This window comes from Dyadobacter sp. CY312 (genome assembly GCF_021390535.1).
In the GTDB taxonomy this organism is placed as follows: Bacteria; Bacteroidota; Bacteroidia; order Cytophagales; family Spirosomataceae; genus Dyadobacter.
Map to the genome: position 1 here is coordinate 326,352 of NZ_JAJUXG010000011.1, position 18,428 is coordinate 344,779.

17 protein-coding genes are annotated in these 18,428 nt (G+C 40.6%); 13 read left to right on the plus strand and 4 right to left on the minus strand.

What is annotated here, in order from left to right; all coding sequences use genetic code 11:
- Nucleotides 1–66 precede the first annotated feature (66 nt).
- Genes dnaG through LZG71_RS16360 form a run of 3 tightly spaced genes read left to right on the plus strand, consistent with a single transcriptional unit; the run spans nt 67 to nt 3,594 of the window.
- On the plus strand, nt 67–2,070 hold the full coding sequence (gene dnaG, locus LZG71_RS16350; protein ID WP_233822044.1) for a DNA primase: 2,004 nt from the start codon (nt 67–69) through the stop codon (nt 2,068–2,070).
- A gap of 52 nt (nt 2,071–2,122) precedes the next feature.
- Nucleotides 2,123–3,010 (plus strand): LysR substrate-binding domain-containing protein, encoded by an 888-nt coding sequence (locus tag LZG71_RS16355; protein ID WP_233822045.1) that lies wholly within the window; start codon nt 2,123–2,125, stop codon nt 3,008–3,010.
- A gap of 38 nt (nt 3,011–3,048) precedes the next feature.
- Nucleotides 3,049–3,594, plus strand: a complete 546-nt coding sequence (locus LZG71_RS16360; RefSeq protein ID WP_233822046.1) for a DUF4136 domain-containing protein — start codon at nt 3,049–3,051, stop codon at nt 3,592–3,594.
- Between the two features lie 57 nt (nt 3,595–3,651).
- Here LZG71_RS16360 and LZG71_RS16365 read toward each other — a convergent pair whose 3' ends face one another.
- Nucleotides 3,652–3,954, minus strand: a complete 303-nt coding sequence (locus tag LZG71_RS16365; protein ID WP_233822047.1) for a YtxH domain-containing protein — start codon at nt 3,952–3,954, stop codon at nt 3,652–3,654.
- A 195-nt stretch (nt 3,955–4,149) separates the two neighbouring features.
- On the opposite strand from LZG71_RS16365, the gene LZG71_RS16370 reads away from it, so the two are divergent.
- On the plus strand, nt 4,150–5,163 hold the full coding sequence (locus tag LZG71_RS16370; RefSeq protein WP_233822048.1) for a YCF48-related protein: 1,014 nt from the start codon (nt 4,150–4,152) through the stop codon (nt 5,161–5,163).
- A 34-nt stretch (nt 5,164–5,197) separates the two neighbouring features.
- Here the strand turns inward: LZG71_RS16370 and LZG71_RS16375 are convergent, their stop codons facing one another.
- The 3 genes from LZG71_RS16375 to LZG71_RS16385 form a co-directional block, all read right to left on the minus strand.
- Nucleotides 5,198–5,968, minus strand: a complete 771-nt coding sequence (locus LZG71_RS16375) for a TlpA disulfide reductase family protein (RefSeq protein WP_233822049.1) — start codon at nt 5,966–5,968, stop codon at nt 5,198–5,200.
- Nucleotides 5,969–5,982: 14 nt separating this feature from the next.
- On the minus strand, nt 5,983–6,309 hold the full coding sequence (locus LZG71_RS16380) for a DUF4369 domain-containing protein (RefSeq protein ID WP_233822050.1): 327 nt from the start codon (nt 6,307–6,309) through the stop codon (nt 5,983–5,985).
- A gap of 110 nt (nt 6,310–6,419) precedes the next feature.
- On the minus strand, nt 6,420–7,427 hold the full coding sequence (locus tag LZG71_RS16385; protein ID WP_233822051.1) for a YpdA family putative bacillithiol disulfide reductase: 1,008 nt from the start codon (nt 7,425–7,427) through the stop codon (nt 6,420–6,422).
- A gap of 311 nt (nt 7,428–7,738) precedes the next feature.
- Here LZG71_RS16385 and LZG71_RS16390 point away from each other — a divergent pair, with 311 nt between their 5' ends.
- The 9 genes from LZG71_RS16390 to LZG71_RS16430 all read left to right on the plus strand — a co-directional run bounded on the left by LZG71_RS16390 (nt 7,739) and on the right by LZG71_RS16430 (nt 18,422).
- On the plus strand, nt 7,739–8,743 hold the full coding sequence (locus LZG71_RS16390; RefSeq protein ID WP_233822052.1) for an aminodeoxychorismate synthase component I: 1,005 nt from the start codon (nt 7,739–7,741) through the stop codon (nt 8,741–8,743).
- Entirely contained in the window at nt 8,721–9,323 is a 603-nt protein-coding gene (locus LZG71_RS16395; RefSeq protein ID WP_233822053.1) for an aminotransferase class IV, read from the plus strand. The genes LZG71_RS16390 and LZG71_RS16395 overlap by 23 nt, the downstream gene beginning before the upstream one ends.
- Before the next feature lie 55 nt (nt 9,324–9,378).
- Complete coding sequence (locus tag LZG71_RS16400) at nt 9,379–9,615, plus strand: hypothetical protein (protein WP_233822054.1); 237 nt, start codon at nt 9,379–9,381, stop codon at nt 9,613–9,615.
- 386 nt (nt 9,616–10,001) lie between these two features.
- Entirely contained in the window at nt 10,002–12,497 is a 2,496-nt protein-coding gene (gene priA / locus LZG71_RS16405; protein WP_233822055.1) for a primosomal protein N', read from the plus strand.
- A gap of 30 nt (nt 12,498–12,527) precedes the next feature.
- Nucleotides 12,528–13,967, plus strand: a complete 1,440-nt coding sequence (gene pyk / locus LZG71_RS16410; RefSeq protein WP_233822056.1) for a pyruvate kinase — start codon at nt 12,528–12,530, stop codon at nt 13,965–13,967.
- A 174-nt stretch (nt 13,968–14,141) separates the two neighbouring features.
- Nucleotides 14,142–14,792, plus strand: coding sequence for a Uma2 family endonuclease (locus LZG71_RS16415; RefSeq protein ID WP_233822057.1), 651 nt, complete (start codon nt 14,142–14,144; stop codon nt 14,790–14,792).
- 142 nt (nt 14,793–14,934) lie between these two features.
- Nucleotides 14,935–15,966 (plus strand): TonB family protein, encoded by a 1,032-nt coding sequence (locus LZG71_RS16420; protein ID WP_233822058.1) that lies wholly within the window; start codon nt 14,935–14,937, stop codon nt 15,964–15,966.
- Nucleotides 15,967–16,111: 145 nt separating this feature from the next.
- On the plus strand, nt 16,112–16,486 hold the full coding sequence (locus LZG71_RS16425; protein ID WP_233822059.1) for a BlaI/MecI/CopY family transcriptional regulator: 375 nt from the start codon (nt 16,112–16,114) through the stop codon (nt 16,484–16,486).
- Nucleotides 16,487–16,595: 109 nt separating this feature from the next.
- Nucleotides 16,596–18,422 (plus strand): M56 family metallopeptidase, encoded by a 1,827-nt coding sequence (locus tag LZG71_RS16430; protein WP_233822060.1) that lies wholly within the window; start codon nt 16,596–16,598, stop codon nt 18,420–18,422.
- Nucleotides 18,423–18,428 lie beyond the last annotated feature (6 nt).

Below are 18,428 nucleotides of genomic sequence, written 5' to 3' on the forward strand. Positions count from 1 at the left end.
AGCAAAAAAACCTGTTAAGCTGACATAAAGGGTTATATAACTCTCATTACCGGATCATCACATTTTATGCGCATTAATCCCGAAACCGTCGATAGGATCAAGCAAACTGCTGACATAGTGGAGGTGGTCGGAGATTTTGTGTCTTTAAAGAAAAAGGGAGCCAACTACTCGGCTTGCTGCCCTTTCCACAATGAAAAGACGCCATCTTTCAATGTCAATCCGGTAAGACAGATATATAAATGCTTCGGTTGCGGAGCGGCGGGAGATGCCATTAAATTCGTAATGGATGTCGATGGGATCGGCTATGGTGAAGCATTGCGTTACCTGGCCGATAAATATGGGATTGAAATAGAGGAAGAAGAGGTAACCAATGAAGAGGCTGCAAGGCAGAATGCACGGGAAAGCCTTTACATTGTTTTAAATTATGCTAAAAACTTCTACCAGCAGAAATTACATGAAAATGATGAAGGCCAGGCAATTGGTCTGAGTTATTTCCGTGAAAGAGGTTTTAGTAACACAATCCTCAAAAAGTTTGAGCTGGGATATAGTCTCGATAACTGGGACGCCTTTTCCAAAGATGCACTGGAAAAAGGTTACTCGCAGGAAGTACTGGAAAAAGCGGGACTACTTATTCACAAAGAAGGAAGCAGCACTGCCGGATATGACCGCTTTCGAGGAAGGGTCATTTTCCCGATTCACAATGTGGCGGGTAAAGTAATTGCTTTTGGAGCAAGGATACTCAAAACAGATAAAAATCAACCTAAGTACCTCAACTCTCCGGAAACGGAAGTATACCATAAAAGTGAAATTCTTTATGGTATTTATCAGGCAAAAAATGCAATCCGCCAGCAGGAGCACTGTTATCTGGTTGAAGGTTACACGGACGTGGTGTCGTTACATCAGGCAGGTATCGAAAATGTGGTTGCCTCCTCCGGAACCTCGCTCACCACGGAGCAAATCAGGCTGATAGGCCGGTTTACACCTAACATTACCATTCTTTATGATGGCGACGTGGCGGGTATCAAAGCTGCACTGCGAGGGCTTGATCTGGTACTCGAAGAAGGATTAAATGTAAGCATCGTTTTGTTTCCCGACGGCGATGATCCCGACAGTTATGTTCGGAAAGTAGGCGCGGAAGCTTTTAAGGAATACCTGCGCAAGGCTTCAAAAGACTTTATTACCTTCAAAACGGAGACCTTGTTGCAGGATGCCGGTAACGATCCTTTCAGGCTGGCAGCTGTGATTGGTGAGGTGGTGAACAGCATTATCAAAATACCGGATGCCATTAAACGGCAGGTATTCTTTCACCGTACATCAGAAATGATGAAGGTGGATGAGCAAATGCTGATCACGGAGGGGAATAAACTGCTGCGCAAACAGCAAACTCAAAAACCTCAGGAGCGAGGCAACAGACAGTCCGGATTTGTTCCGAACGGACCAGCCGATATAAATACAACATCAGGACCCAATACGGATAGCAGCCCATTCGACGGTCCGCCTGATGATTTATTTGGCCCGCCAGGAGAAGAAATACAGGAAGCGACAGTCCAGTATTCAAGGTTGTATTATCAGGAGCAGGCATTTATTAAATTACTGGTTCTTTACGGAGCAAAAGAGCTGGAACCGGGTATCACTGTTTGCCAGTACGTGCTTGGTGAAATTCAGGACATCAATTTCAAAGATTCCGTTTTTAGTCATTTATTGACTCTTTTCAGAGAACATTATGGTAGAAACACGGTGTTAGCAACCGAGTATTTCCTAAATCATCATGAGGCGGAAATTCGGAATTTAACCATCGAATGGCTGACACCTAAACATGAACTGAGTGAACTTTGGTCTGAAAAGTTTGAAATATACGTTCCCTTTGAAACAGATGTTCTCGACAAAACAGCTTTTGTAAATATTCTGAGACTGAAAAAAGCATTCATCGAAGAGAAAATGAAGATTTGTCAGCAGCAGCAAATTCAGGCAAAAACTGTTGAAGAAGAAATAGCCGTGATGAAAGAGTATCTGTTTTACAAAGGCATCAGCATGGCCGCCGCAAAAGAATTGGGAAGTGTGGTCGGCTGAGTTCGTTTCGGGCAATTAGAAATTAATTTAAACGCTTTCGTAAAGATCAAAAATGGCTGATTTCCGTCTTCGTGTTTTCTATACGGTTGCTCAAACGCTTAATTTTAACAGAGCAGCCGAACAACTCAGTATCAGCCAGCCTGCGGTTACCAAACACATCAAGGAGATTGAACAGCACTATGCAACGACTTTTTTTGACCGTAGCAGAAAGCAGATCGTTCTCACTAAGGCCGGAGAAGTTCTCCTTCAGCACGCACATCTTATATTTGAGCAGTATCAAAAACTGGAATTTGATATCAACCTCCTTCAAAATAAAACCGAAGGAACGTTGCATATCGGTGCCAGTACCACAATCGCCCAATACGTAATTCCGGTCTATCTGGCGCATTTTCACAAGCGTTTTCCTGAAATTAACATAGAGCTTACCAATGCGAATTCATTGGTAATTGAACAGTTGCTCGAAGAGAAAAAAATCGATCTTGGACTGGTTGAAGGATCTATTCACCATTCAGATTTAAAATATACAACTTTTCTTAAAGATGAGATTGTACTGGTGACGCATCCTAAAAATGTATCAAGAAATCGTGTAATTGAACCAAAGGAACTTACCCAACTTCCGCTATTGACAAGAGAGGTTGGATCAGGAACATCTGAGATCATTGACCAGCATTTATCAATAATAGGTCTGTCGTATAAAGATCTCAATATTCAAATGCAGCTGGGGAGTACAGAAAGTATTAAAAACTATCTTTTTTGCTCCGATACCTTTGCGTTTCTGTCTATTTATAGTGTGAAGCAGGAATTAGCCGACGACCGCCTCTCGATTGTTGATGTGGCTGGCTTAGACATAGAACGTAATTTTTCATATGTATATCGACAGGGACAGCCTTCTCCGTTGGCGAAACTCTTCATGAAATTCGCTTCGCTTAAACGACAATAAGAAATCAATTTCCAGAATAATCATAAAAAACTCGACTCATGAAAACTATCAAATTACTTGTATTCATTCTTTCAGCCTTCCTGTTTTCCAGTTGCCAGTCGTCTTATAAAATCCTGAAAGCCAAACAGGAAACTGGTTTTAAACTGTCCAACTACTCGACTTATGGCTTTTATGAAATAGAAGCCCAAGGCGATACTAACTCTGAAACCTTTGAAAAAAATATTCAGGTGATTAAAGACGCCCTTGCAACGAATCTCAAAAAACGTGGACTGAATGAAGCGCAGGATCCTGCAATAAAAATCAATATTGCGTTGTCAGTCAAAGAAGAAATTCAAACCCGACAAACCAACTTCCTGAACGATGGTTATCCCAGATACATGGGCCAGAGGCGCTATACCTGGAAAAGCGAAGAAGTACCCGTAGGCAAATATCGGGAAGGTACCATGTTACTTGATTTCGTAGAAACTGAAAACAACAAAATGGTATGGGAAGGTGGCGCGAAAGGTATTTTACCGGATAAGGAGAAAAAATTATCGGACAAGATTGGAGAAGCAGTCGCAGAAATTTTCACCAGGATACCATAAATAAAGGGTTGGCTTCGCAAATGGAAACCAACCCCCTAATATTTTCAAAAGATGCAATTAAGCATTGTTGTTCACTACACTACGCACTTTATCATTTACTGTTTCTGCAACTGAACCAGCTTTATCTTTTACAGTATTCACATTTTTCAAAAAACCATCTTTTAGTTTTTCGGCAAGAACCGTCAACTCATCAAGACTTTTTTCATATTTATCCTTAGCAGTACCACCCAGATCATTTGCTTTAGTTTTGATCAGTTTGCGAGATTCCTTACCGCTTTTTGGAGCTACTAAAAGTCCGATGGCAATACCGGTTAACAATGCTCCTACCGACCCTATCAGAAATTTTTGATTCTTGTTCATACGAATTGTCTTATTTTGTGTGATGATAGATATACTTATCCCGAAATTAATTAAAATACCGTGCCAAATCAACCCACATCCATGATTTACCGCTATATCGGTCAGTTTCTTCTAACACTAATGATCATCTTGACATGTTTTTCATTTCCAGCCATGTCACAATGGAAAGTTCTTGACATTAAATCAAAAGCCCATATGCGCGCCGTACATGCGGTTTCTTCCAATGTATGCTGGATTGCCGGCACCGGAGGTAATGTTTACAAGACACTGGATGCCGGAAAATCATGGACGACCGTAAAAGTTCCGGAAGGCGACTCGCTCGATTTTCGTGACATACATGCCTTTGACAAGCAAACAGCCGTTGCGATGAGTGCAGGTGAAGCAGAGAAAGGCAAAGCGAAAATATACAGGACAGAAAATGGTGGGCAAACCTGGACTCTTGTGTACCAAACTACACAGACTGGGGCTTTTCTGGATGGAATTGACTTTTGGGATAAAAACAAAGGTATTTGTTTGGGCGATCCGGTAGACGGAAAATTGTTTGTATTGACCACAGAGGACGGCGGAAAATCATGGACCGAATTACCTGCCGAAAGCCGTCCGACAGCTCTGCCCGGAGAGGCTTGTTTTGCTGCCAGCGGCACATCCATACTGGCAACGGGAAAAGGTAATGCTTTTATAGGAACGGGAGGAAGCAAAAAAGCACGTGTTTTCCGGTCGGAAGATTATGGTAAATCATGGAAGGTATCAGAAACACCGATGAATGCAGGACCGACAAGTGGCATTTTTGGTCTCCGGTTTACTTCTTCCAAAAATGGAATTGCCGTTGGCGGCGACTACAAACGCACTACTGACTCTACTATTAATGTACTCACAACAGCGGATGGCGGAGAGAGTTGGAAACTGGAAAGCATGACAAAACCGACAGGTTTGAAAGAATGTGTAGCCATTTACCATAAAGCAAACGCAACCTGGAACGGCGATACACAGATTCGTGCTGACAATTACGCACTGGTAGCAACCGGACCATCAGGAAGTAGCTATTCGGTTGACAAAGGCAAGACTTGGAGCCCCCTTGGGACTGAGCCATTCCATGCCGTTAGCTTTGCAGGAAATATCGGCTATGCCGTGGGAGGAAAAGGTCTGATCGGAAAAATTGACAAGATATCGACGAAGGGAAAAAGGAAGAGGTTAAAGTTTGTTGATTAGTAGCATCTCGATGGGCAACTTGATTTGCAAACTGTTATTTCAGATTGGCGATGATTAGATCCATGACTTCAACTTCATTTGCGGCGTCATAACCAATATATTTTTTTATAAGTTTCCCATTCGAATCATAAAAAAGCGTGGTTGGGATTGAGTTGTTTACATCAAAAAGTTCCTTGTAATAGTCCGCTATTTCTCGTTCTGTTAGTAGCTGTTTCCAAGGCATTTTTTCTTCTTTCAACGCCTTTTTCCATTTCAAATTTTCACTATCAACGGACACAGATACCATCTTAAAATTTTCATTACTCCTAAACTTTTTATATACTTTCTTCAATTGAGGTATTTCTGCCCGGCAGGGACCGCACCAGGATGCCCATAAAATGACCATGTTTAACTTTGCTTTTTGATCCAAAATAAGATGTTGTTTTCCAGCTGAATCTGTCAAAGTTGTATTACTCAATTTTATTTTACCTCTTGAAGCGATATAACTTTTCATTTCAGAAGCAGTGTTACTTGCCTGCACATCATCATCAAAACATTCAAGAAGTGACAGTATTTGTCTGTCCGACAATGAATGTCTGATATTTTTGACACTGTAAAGAAGATGATAAGAAAAGGGATTTGCTAAGATCATTTTTTTCAAATCTTTTAGTTTAACCTGACCGTTGAAATTAAATGTGTCTGCTAAAAACATGTTCGTCTGCTTACCAAATTTAACAGCACCTTCAATCGATGAATAATATGATTTCTTGGCAAAAAAAGAATCGTGTATTTTGCCTTTCATAGTAATACCCTCCAAATCAAGCATCAGAAGTGCCTGGTTTATCGGTTTACCATTATTTTGTGTTTTGTAGGAAAAACAAAAATACGAAGTGTGCTGTCATCGTTAGCAATGTGAACCATTTCGGCATAAATAGGCTCCGGAAATTTTTCGGAGGTTATTCGAAATTCAAACCTTCCAGCAGAAGTAGGGCAAGAATCGATTTTGGTAAGTGAGATATCTTTCAGATACATAACTCCGTCTGGCAACCCGCTTATTACCCCACTGATCACACGACTTTTCCCGGACATTTTCGGCTCACATCCAAACATACTGTATGCTACACTTACGCATACTAACAATCGGAAAAGCAACAAGAACACTTTCATGACACGAATATTAAGTTTTAGATAACCACAATTGCTTGCAATTCTACACCAAATATTCTCAACAATAATTCATATTAACATTATTTACGACACTGATTATGAGACAGAAATCAGATTCTGTCAATCAACTCCTTCACCTTCCGCACCTCCTTACCCGTAATATGGTCAGCAATTGCAGCAGCGTGATCCCGGCCATTTTCGATAAAGATTTTTTCTGTAAAAACACCAGCCATTACGGTTCCACACAGGTATAAACCAGGAATGTTGGTTTCGAAAGTCTCAGGATCGTACGTAGGAACCTTCGTGGCAGGATCAAGCACAATTCCGCAACGGAAAAGCAAATGTTCATCTGGCAGATAACCCACAAGCAGAAACACAAAATCAGCAGCGATCCATTCCGTTTCTCCTGTTTCAAGATTCTCTATCTGCATTTTTCCAGGCTCAATAGCCTTTGTAACACTGTTGAATCTTGTATGAATTTTACCTTCCTTCACCCGGTTTTTAACATCCGGTACTAGCCAGTATTTCACCTTCGTTCGAAAGTCCGCTTCTTTGTGCACAATGGTCACATGGGCATCGTGGCGATATAGTTCCAAGGCTGCCTCAACAGAAGAATTTGATCCACCTACCAATACGACATTGGTATAAGAATACTTGAAAGGTTCATCATAATAATGTGAAACATGCGGTAGGTTTTCACCAGGGACATTCAACATGCGTGGGACATCAAAATAACCGGTAGCAAGTACTACCTTTTTTGACTGAAAAATTTGTCCGTCCTTGGCATACACCAGAAACGTACCATCTTCCTGCCTTTCCGTGCGATCTACATCTACGAAAAGCTTGAAATTCAGATGATAATATCCTGCTACTTTCCGATAATATTGCAAAGCTTCATTCCGGTTAGCCTTCACTTCCGAAATTGCAAAAGGGATTCCGCCTATCTCAATGTTTTCAGCAGTAGAAAAAAAACGCATTCTTCTCGGATAGCGGCGAATGGATTCCGTTAAGTTTCCTTTTTCCAAAATGAGATAGTCCAGTTCGCTTTTCGCCAGCTCAATCCCCATCGCAAGACCACATGGCCCGCCTCCAATAATAATTACGTCGTGTATATGCATTGTTTTTGTTGGCTGTTGGCTGTTAGCTGTTAGCTGTTAGCTGTTAGCTGTTAGCTGTTAGCTGTTAGCGAAAATGGTGTTCTACAAAAATTAGTTCGTTTTAATTCTTTCAGGAGTAGTAATTGACGAATAAGCCTGATTTCCCAGCCAATGCTAAATGATCGCCCCGTTCAATTCTTCATTCTTAACTCCCTTAACTTCTCTATTCCTAACTTCTCCTTACCTAACTCCTCTTTTTAGCTATTGGTTTCTGAACTTTGTAATTTGGCCAACTGTTCTGGTTGTTTCTAAAAATATTACAAATATATCCATTGACTGATCCTATCAGGGCATTTTCTGACAAACTTAATCATTGGGGAAAACAGAAAACTCCCTTCGTTTTTCTTATTGATTATCTGAACAAAAAACCACTTGCCTGGCAGTTGGAAGATATAGATCCTGCCAAAATACGCTTTGATCTCAACGGATTTCACAATTCTCCCACGGAAGCCAATATAAAAATTTCACCAGAATTCTATCTGCGAAAATCGCCAATGGACTTTGGGGAGTACAAAATCAAGTTTGATCATGTAGTCAAAAATCTAAAGGCCGGCAATTCCTTTCTGGTAAATCTTTCAGTACCTACTCCTATTCAAACCAATCTGAGTTTATTGGACATCTATCAACACAGTGCGGTGCCATACCGTTTTTGGATGAAAGATCAGGTTGTATGTTTTTCTCCTGAAATATTCGTTCGGATCAAAGGCAACCGTATCTCATCCTTTCCGATGAAAGGTACCATTGACGCTTCCACTCCAAATGCTGAAAATGTAATTTTATCGGACCCTAAAGAGGCAGCGGAACATGCTACAATTGTGGATCTCATCCGTAACGACATCAGTATGGTGGCCAACAAAGTGTGGGTGGAACGTTATCGATACATTGATCAGGTGCATACCAATGATAAAACGCTTTTGCAGGTCAGTTCGGAAGTAGCGGGAATTTTACCTGACGATTTTGACGGTCAATACGGCGACCTGATTATGAAATTGTTACCAGCCGGTTCTATCACCGGTGCTCCCAAACCCAGCACGATGAAAATCATCGAAGAAGCTGAGGGCTATGATCGAGGTTATTATACTGGTGTAATGGGTTTTTTCGATGGTGAAAATTTTGAAAGTGCTGTGATGATCCGTTACATAGAAGACATAAACGGTAGTTTTGTTTTCAAAAGTGGAGGCGGAATTACCGTACTCAGCAATGCAGAACACGAATACCAGGAATTAATAGACAAAGTATATCTTCCTTTTAGCCATGCCCCACACTCTGTGCATTGAAACCATCGCTGTTCAAAACAGGCAATTCAAAAATATCGAATACCATGAAGCACGGCTGAACAAAACCAGAAAGAAGCTTTGGGGATATAACGATTATTGGAAGCTGGAAGACCTTATCAAAATTCCCAATGAGGTTTCCAATGATCTGCACAAATGCCGGTTGGCCTATGGCGAAGAAATTGACAACATCAGATGGGAGCCATACACCGCCCGAACGATTCAAAAGATTCGTATTGTGCACCACGATTCAGTTGATTACAGTTACAAATATGACCAACGAGAAGAGCTGAATGACTTGTACGCCCAGCGCGGTGATGCGGACGAAATTCTGATCATAAAAAAAGGAATGGTTACGGATTCTTTCTATTGTAATGTGGCTTTTTTAGACGGAGAGAAATGGTATACTCCTAAAACCTACCTACTCCCAGGTACACAGCGGGCACTTTTACTGGATTCTGGTGTGATCCGGGAAGCTGAGGTTTCTGAAAATGACATTCAAAAATTTAGCCATATCAAGCTGTTCAACGCAATGGTAGGCTGGGATCTTGCACCAATGCTCCCTATTGGAATGGTGGATTGAAGTTGCTAACTTTGATCAGACTAGTATTTGTAGAACACTGACTAAACGTAGCCAAATGAGCATTTTAGTTAATACCATAAGCGAACAGGAAGAAAAAGTTCTTATAGCATTTTTGGATAGTCTGGCTATTCAGTATAAAACAGATATTGATGATAGCCAGCTAGTGAAAGACTTTGTCACAAGCTATAATGAAGATCTGGACAAATCCAATACTGAAATAGAAGCAGGTAATTTTGTAAATCAGGAAGATGTAGATCTTTTATTTAGGAATAGAAGAAAGGCAATAAAATGAGGATCAAATGGAATAAAATTGCAGTAAGACAGCTCCTTAATATTATTCAGTTTATCGAAGAAAATGATTTTGGTAACTATGCAGAGGAATTAGAAAATGAGATACTTCTGAAAATTAGAAATTTACCAGGTAGTCATTCTAATCAATCTCTTGATCACTTCAAAATCAATAATGATGGATCTTACCGCGCCTTTGAAATTGATCGATATTGTGTTTCTTTCAGAGTTTTAATAAATGAAATCAGAATCTTACAGATCCGTCATACAAGCAGACTGCCAAGACCATTTTAGAATTACTTGACCAATAATTAAAACATTAAGTTTCTATATTTCAGATGAGATGATACATAATGTCACCACATCTTATATTAACAACCCACACAATCAATGACCTCCCTTTTTGAGGAAGAAACTACTTTATTCGCCGATTTAATATTACCGGTACCAATTCCTTCACTGTTTACATACAGAGTGCCAAGGGAAATGAGCGAGCTGATCAAAATTGGCGCAAGGGTAATCGTGCAGTTTGGACAGAAAAGAGTACTTACAGCCGCCGTAGCACAGATTCATACAACTCCACCAGCAAAATATCAGGCAAAATACATCCTCGAATTGCTCGACGAGCAGCCGATTATCACCACGCGGCAGCTCGAACTTTTCAACTGGATTGCAGAGTACTATTTATGCAACATCGGTGAGGTCCTCAACGTGGCGTTACCGGCAGGACTAAAAATAACCAGTCAGTCACGGATACAATTCAATCCTGAGTTTGATTATTACGACCTACTTACCGACCTGGAACATGTTGTACTGGATGAGATCAAAAAACACCAGACGCTGTCTTATGAGGAAATAGAACGGCTGGTACAAAAATCCAATATTACTTCGCTCATTAAATCTCTTGTAGGTAAAAGGGCGGTAATCCTTTTTGAAGAAGTAAAAGAAAAATACAAGCCCAAAGTTGCAAAAAAAGTGAGGCTTACGACGGCCTATTTGTCAAATGACTCGCTGGTACAGCTTACTTCTTCGTTGGACAAAGTACCCAAACAACAGGAAATTATTATGCGATACTTGTCGCATATACCCGTATACAACAACCCGGATTTGAATCAGAAAGGTCTGGATAAATCCATCTTTTCGCAGGACGACGGGCTTTCGGATTCCGCTTTGCAGACTCTGATTAAAAAAGGAGTTTTTGAACAGTTCGAAATTTTCATATCCCGGTTTGATGATATTCCCGTTGGTAAGCCTGCCGAAATTGTCCTTACCGATTCTCAAAAAAATGCTTCGAAACAGATTTATGACCTCTTTTCTGAAAAGGAAGTTGTTCTCTTACATGGGATCACTGGAAGCGGGAAGACCGAGGTTTACATTGAACTGATCAAACAGGTACTGGAAAGCGGATCTCAGGTTTTGTTTTTGTTACCTGAAATTGCCCTGACCACCCAAATCGTGGTTCGATTACGAAAAGTGTTTGACGATGTAATGGGAATCTATCACTCCAAATTTTCTGATAACGAACGTGTTGAAGTTTGGAAAGGGATTCTGGATGGAAAATTCCAGTTTGTAGTCGGCGTGCGTTCTTCGGTTTTTTTACCGTTTGATAATCTTGGACTGATTATCGTGGACGAAGAACACGAAACTTCATACAAACAGCACGATCCCGCTCCGCGTTACAACGCCCGCGACGTAGCAGTGATGATGGCCTATATGCACAAAGGTAAAGTGCTGTTGGGATCAGCTACTCCATCACTTGAAAGTTATTTTCATGCAAAAAATGGACGCTATGGTTTGGTGGAAATGAAAGAACGCTTCGGAAACGCTGCGTTGCCAACTTTCGAGCTTATTGATACAAAAAAAGAGAAGAAATCGAAAAAGATGAAGAATGAATTTTCTTCCGTTCTAATCGAACATCTGGAATTTAATCTGAAAAATAAAGAACAGACCATTCTTTTTCAAAACCGCCGGGGCTACTCGCCATACCTGCAATGTGAAGAATGTAACTGGATTTCGGAATGCGCTAACTGCGACGTAAGTCTCACCTACCACATGAGGGTTGGAGAGCTTCGTTGTCATTATTGTGGCCACAAAGAGGAAGTTCCCCGCACCTGTCCCAACTGCGGATCCCCCAAAGTGAAAACAATGGGATATGGAACGGAAAAAATTGAAGAAGAACTTACGTTGATGTTTCCTTCTGCCCGTGTACAGCGGATGGATCTTGATACTACACGAGCCAAAAATGCTTACCAGCAAATTATTCAGGAATTTGAAGAGGGTGGAATAGACATACTCGTCGGAACACAGATGGTAAGCAAAGGACTCGACTTCGACAATGTGAGCATCGTTGGTATTTTCGATGCTGACCGTATGATCCATTTTCCTGAATTCAGAGCTTCGGAGCGTGCCTTTCAAATGCTGACGCAAGTTAGCGGACGAGCAGGAAGACGGGCGAACCGCCCCGGAAAGGTATTGATCCAAACTGCCAATCCGGGACAAAAACTATTGGAACGTGTTGTAACGGGCGATTATACAGGCATGTATGAAGCCGAACTACCGGAACGTGAAAAATTTCACTATCCGCCATATACGCGTTTAATAAAAATCACTGTCAAACATCTTGACTCGACCGTTTCCAAGCGCGCTGCTGAGATACTGACTGCGAAATTGACTGCTAATTTGGGAACCGGAAGAGTACTTGGCCCGCAGCCTCCGCTGGTCGAAAGGGTACGAAATCAGTTTTTGTTCGACATTCTCATTAAACTTGAGCGAGAAAAGATTAATTTTAAGGCGGCAAAGTCGTTTATCCAGGAAAAAGTGATTGACGTACTCACCGATAAAACATTGAAAAGTATCCATATCGTCATCGACGTGGATTGTATATAAGTAAATTCATTCCATACTGCTAATTAATCTATGTCTTCCAAGAAAACAAAAATCGTTGCTACCGTCGGCCCAACTTCTGAAACAAAAGAAATGCTTCATGCGTTGGCCAAAGCCGGAGTAAACGTATTTCGCCTAAATTTTTCTCATGGCACACATGCCGATCATTTGGCGAGACTGAATACAATTCGTGAAATAAATGAAGAGTTCGGATATAACCTGGCCATTTTGCAGGATTTACAAGGACCAAAAATCCGTATCGGACTTGTCGCTGAAAAAGATGGCGTACTGATCGAAGCGGGTAACAAATTGATACTATCAAATACCGAAGTATTGGGTACTGCTGAAAAAGTGAGCACTCCATACGACGGAATGTATAATGACGTAAAAATCGGTGACCGTATTCTGATGGACGACGGTAAACTGGAAGTGTTGGTTACAGGTCTGGACGGCAGCGACGTAATTACAGAAGTTATTTACGGAGGTTATCTTAAATCTAAAAAAGGAGTAAACCTGCCGAACACGAGGGTTTCAATGCCTTCTGTTACTGCAAAAGATTATGAAGATCTGGATTTTGGTCTTGAACATGATGTAGAATGGGTAGCGCTTTCTTTCGTAAGAACTGCATCAGAAGTTCTAAAAGTGAAGGAATACATTACCAACAAAGGTAAAACTGCTCGCTTGATCGCTAAAATCGAAAAGCCGGAAGCCATTACGAACATCGATGAAATCATTGAAGCTTCGGATGCGATCATGGTTGCTCGTGGTGACCTTGGCGTTGAACTTCCGGCTGAGGAAGTACCAATGATCCAGAAAATGATTGTTGAGAAATGTAATAAAGCTGGAAAGCCCGTTATTGTAGCAACGCAAATGCTGGAAAGTATGATCGAAAGCCCACGTGCAACACGTGCTGAGCTAAGTGACGTTGCGAACTCTGTACTTGACGGTGCTGATGCAGTAATGCTAAGTGCTGAAACAGCATCGGGTAAATACCCAATTCTTGCTGTTGAGAGCATGACCCGAACCATCGAAAGAATCGAATCTTCAACTGATAGTGTTTATTTCAAATACCACGCATTTGTAAACGAAAGCCCTGGTGCTGACAAACTGAACGATAACGTAGTAATGAGTGCCTGCCGTTTGGCTCGTGATACACATGCTGCGGCCATTATCGGTATTACACGTTCGGGTTATACTTCTTTCCGTCTGTCTCACCACCGCCCAAAAGCAGGTTTGCTGATCTTTACTTCCAACAAAGTATTGATGAACCAACTGGCGCTTTATTGGGGAACGAAAGTATTCTTCTACGATCGTGACCAGGGTGTTACCACTGACGACCTGATTGAAGACATTAAATTATTCCTTGTTGAAAAAGGAGAATTGCAAAAAGGAGATGTGTTTATCAACACATTAAGTATGCCTGTTTCAAAACACCGCAAAACCAATACGGTTAAGTTGAGTATAGTGGAATAGAAAATTGAGCAAGGAGATAAGGGCATAGATTAAGGTAACAAATTCCTTTTTCTATGCCCTTTTTCATTGAAAGAGTAGCGATTTTACTTCTTGCATTTAAGCCTTTTTTGACCCAATTTCCCCATCCCCACCTCTCCCTTAGCCCATGCTATAATTCAACTAATATTCTTATATTTGAGTATCAGCAAAACAAGTTTAGCAATGATAGCTTCACCAGGTCCGAGCAAGGTTTTGCCCAAAATCTCTGCCAAGAACATACCCAGCGTTTTGATCCATGAAATAATAGACGGAAAACCTTTGTATCGCAAAGGCTACCGGGAAGTATTGGCCAAAACCAAGAAACTCGAAGACATTATGGGTTCAAGTTCATTGCAGTTTTTTATCATCGATTATATTCTCGGGTTGTTATATCCAAGTATTGATCGGGCTAAATATCTTATCGCAACCAACGAAGCCGGACTCCATTTAGATCGCCGCAACAATCTTGCAGGAGATATACTCATCTTTGATAAGGATGTTCTAACCATAGACAAGATCAACAAGCATTATTCTAGTGTACCTCCAAAACTTTCGATTGAAATTGATCTGGACATTGAGTTAGAAGACTTTACTGAAAACAGCTACATAGCGGTTAAAACAAAAAAACTATTAGAATTTGGAGTTGAAAAAGTAATCTGGTTTTTGACTGAATCCAAAAACGTAATGATTGCTACTCCGAATGGAGATTGGCAAATTCGGGATTGGAATCGTGATGTGGAAATTATGAATGGCATTGTTTGTAATGTAGGAAACTACCTAAAGGAACAAGGTTCAGAATTCGCCTGAGCTTGCCAATAACATAAATTATCAACGATGTAAAACCTGCATCGTTTTTTTACTATGATCTATAACTAATAAAATAGTTACAAAACTACTCTAATTGAGCCAGTACACTCATCAATAATATCCTAAATTTACCCGTAATCACATGAGAAAATTTGGACTTACTCTATTATTATTATCGATAATATCCTATCAGTCAATTTGTTTTGCTTTCCAATCCCTCCAACGAATACAGACTGATGGAAGTAGTTTCACAATTCAGGGACATATTACCGATGAATCAGGATCTCCACTAGATAGGGTAACGCTAAGCGTAAAATGGAAAGAAAATGAGAGTCTTACTGATAAAAACGGCACTTTCACAGTTTTCAATGTGAACGATGGTGATACCATCATTGCAAACCACGAATCACACATATCACAGAGCTTTGTGGTAAAAAAGAATATCAGTAATTACTTCATAAACCTGAAAGCAAAACATAAAAAGATTTTAGTGCAGAAGGTAGCCGTGCGTGACAGTATTTCAAAGAAAAGTCAATGGAAGAGGAATATAACCGGCATCGTATATGGCGAAGACAAAAAGGGATTGAGCGATGCTACCGTAATCGCAAAAGAAACCAAACTTGCTATGGCTACGGACAGTACCGGAAGTTTTGAACTACTGGGTTTGTCAACAAACGACCAACTAGTTGTAAGCCATGTTGGCTTTGAAAGTCAGGAATTTAAACTTGATGAATCCAAGACAACTTACAGTATATACTTAAAAAAGAAGCAAGTCCAACTTGGCGAAATAGTTATCGTTGGCTATGCAACAAGTAAAGAAAGCACAAACTCACTGGTGTCTGCAAACAACTATGCAGCAGAAATGGTGATTGTAGAACAAAATCCCGAATTCCCTGGTGGAAACCAGGCTTTGATCTTGTATATAGCTAGAAACATCTTATATCCTGCCGAAGCCAGAAGGGAAAAGATTCAAGGCAGGATAAATGTCTCCTTCACAGTAAATGAAGCTGGAAATATCCGAAGTCCGAAAATTTCTCAGAAAATAGGATTTGGGATTGACGAAGAAATCATGCGTGTTGTACTTAATATGCCAAAATGGTCCCCGGCAAAACAAAACAACAAGCCTGTCGCTGTGGAGTACATACTACCCCTTCAATTCTTCCTGGAAAAATAATAGATTCTTAGACTCATCGGAAGAGTACCTGTCGAGTAATACTTTCAATAACACTCTATATTAACTAATAAAATAGTTTTGAAACTAATAAAATAGTCTTAACTTTGAATATCCAATTTAAACTACTGTAAATACAAAATATACAATGGAAATTCGCACATTAACCAGAGCGGAAGAAGAGATCATGAGAATTCTGTGGGTTTTGAAAAAAGCCTTTGTGAAGGATATACTTGCTGAGATGCCTGAGCCCAAGCCAGCGTATAACACCGTTTCCACCATCGTCCGTATTCTCGAAAAGAAAGAAGTGGTGGGCTATAACGCTTACGGAAAGACCCACGAATACTATCCCCTCATAACAGAAGAGGAATACAAAAAATATGAAATGCAGCAGCTGATGGTCAATTACTTTGATAATTCGCTGCCTAATCTTGTTTCGTTTTTTGTGAAAGAGAACGACTTAAAGACAAAAGATCTGGATGAAATCATGAAACTGATCAATCAACACAAAAACGAACAGTAGTTCTATATTCGCTATGGAAACGATCTTATTATATATAGGAAAAGTCAGTTTGTATTGGATCCTGTTCTATGCCTGTTACCAGCTGTTTCTCAGGCAACAAACATTTTTTATGTGGAACCGATTGTACCTGATTTCTGCACTGTTGGCGTCTTTTGCATTGCCTTTTATCATCTATCCGGAATCTGCACCGGAGATTCCTGTGATATACGAAGTAAGCGCCGCTAGTTTTTCTGTGAATTATGTCAAAGCAGAAGAAACCTCAATCTTCACCTGGATCAATGCCTTCATTGTAATTTATCTGTTTGCTGTTCTGCGCCGGTTCTATGAAATGCTCGGCAATATCCGCCAGCTCAAAGGATTTATTCGTGATGGAGAATTGATCGAACTGGAAGACTGCAAAGTAGTTCTGATTGATTCAAATGATGTCGGTTCGTTTTCATTTCTGAAATGGATTGTAGTAAACCGTAACGATTATGAAAATCACTTTGATGCCATATTGAGGCATGAAATGGTTCATACGTCTCAGGGGCACACTTTCGATATTCTTTTCGTAGAAATTTTAAGGATTCTCTTCTGGTTCAACCCTGTTCTGATTCTCTACAAAAACGCCTTGCAGGAAGTACATGAATACCTGGCCGACGAGGCCGCGCCAAATCGTGAAAACTATGCCAATTTCCTGGTTTCCTATGGGCTAAACGCACCCATTGCGGCACTCACCAATCACTTTTTTAAACCGTCTCAGCTTAAAAGTCGTATTGAAATGATTTATAAAAGCCGTTCTTCCAAATGGTTACGTTCTTCTTATATTCTGACTTTCGGTTTTATAGGTGCCATAGCCTTGCTCATTGCTGGATGTGAAAGGATCAAAAAGAACTTCTCGGAAAGTAGCTCGGAAGTTCCCGGCCAGGAAATGGACTCTACCAAAACGATACAAGTGAAAGGCTGGATTGCCAGTGCGGAAACAAAACTAGCAATTCCCGGAGCCAATGTTGTTGTGGAAGGATTGCAGCTTGGCACCACAACCGACAGCGATGGTAAATTTGTGATCAATGCACCTGCTTATAGCAACCTGCTAATTTCCTTTCCTGGTTTTAAAACACAACTAAGACCTTTAAACGGTATATCTGATCACGGAATAGCACTTTCACCAAGAGAAGACACTGAATCTTCTTCTTCCGATCAAGAAGATTTGCCAGTAGTTTCAGGAGAAGCGAGGATACAAACTCTTGAACTACCCACAGAAGGAAAAGTCTTTACTGTCGTTGAAAAACAACCGGAATTCCCGGGTGGCAACAAGGCGATGTATAAGTTTTTAGGAAATAACATAAAGTACCCGACTGCGGCGGCAAGAGCCAATGTAAGCGGACGTGTTTTCCTATCTTTTGTTGTAACCACAAATGGAAATATACAGGATGTAAAGATCTTGAAAGGAATTGGATTTGGTTGCGATGAAGAGGCGGTTAGGGTAGTATCCCAATTCCCAAAGTGGAAACCAGGAACACAGGATGGTCAGGCAGTGAATGTTAAATACAACCTTCCCATTAATTTTCAGATTGACAATGATGACAAAGTTGGAAATCGGAAGCTATCTGGTAATGAGATTACCGATAGGCAAAAGGAGCTTGCGTTGATAAAAAGATCAAATTCTTCCGGTTACACAGGGCAGGATTCAAATTCCGTCTTCTTTGTTCAACAGTCTCCCATGAATATAAGGTTCAGTGGTAGCGGTCTTACAGCTGACAAGCAACCTTTACTTGTGGTAGATGGAAAACTTGTGGAGAATCATGATGGTCTTTTAAAAATCAATCCCAAGTCAATAGAATCGATTGATGTTTTAAAAGACCATTCAGCTACATCTAAATACGGGAAAAAGGGAATCAACGGAGTTATATTGATAACAACAAAAAAGGCAACCTTCTCAGATTCCAGAAACTAACAGTAA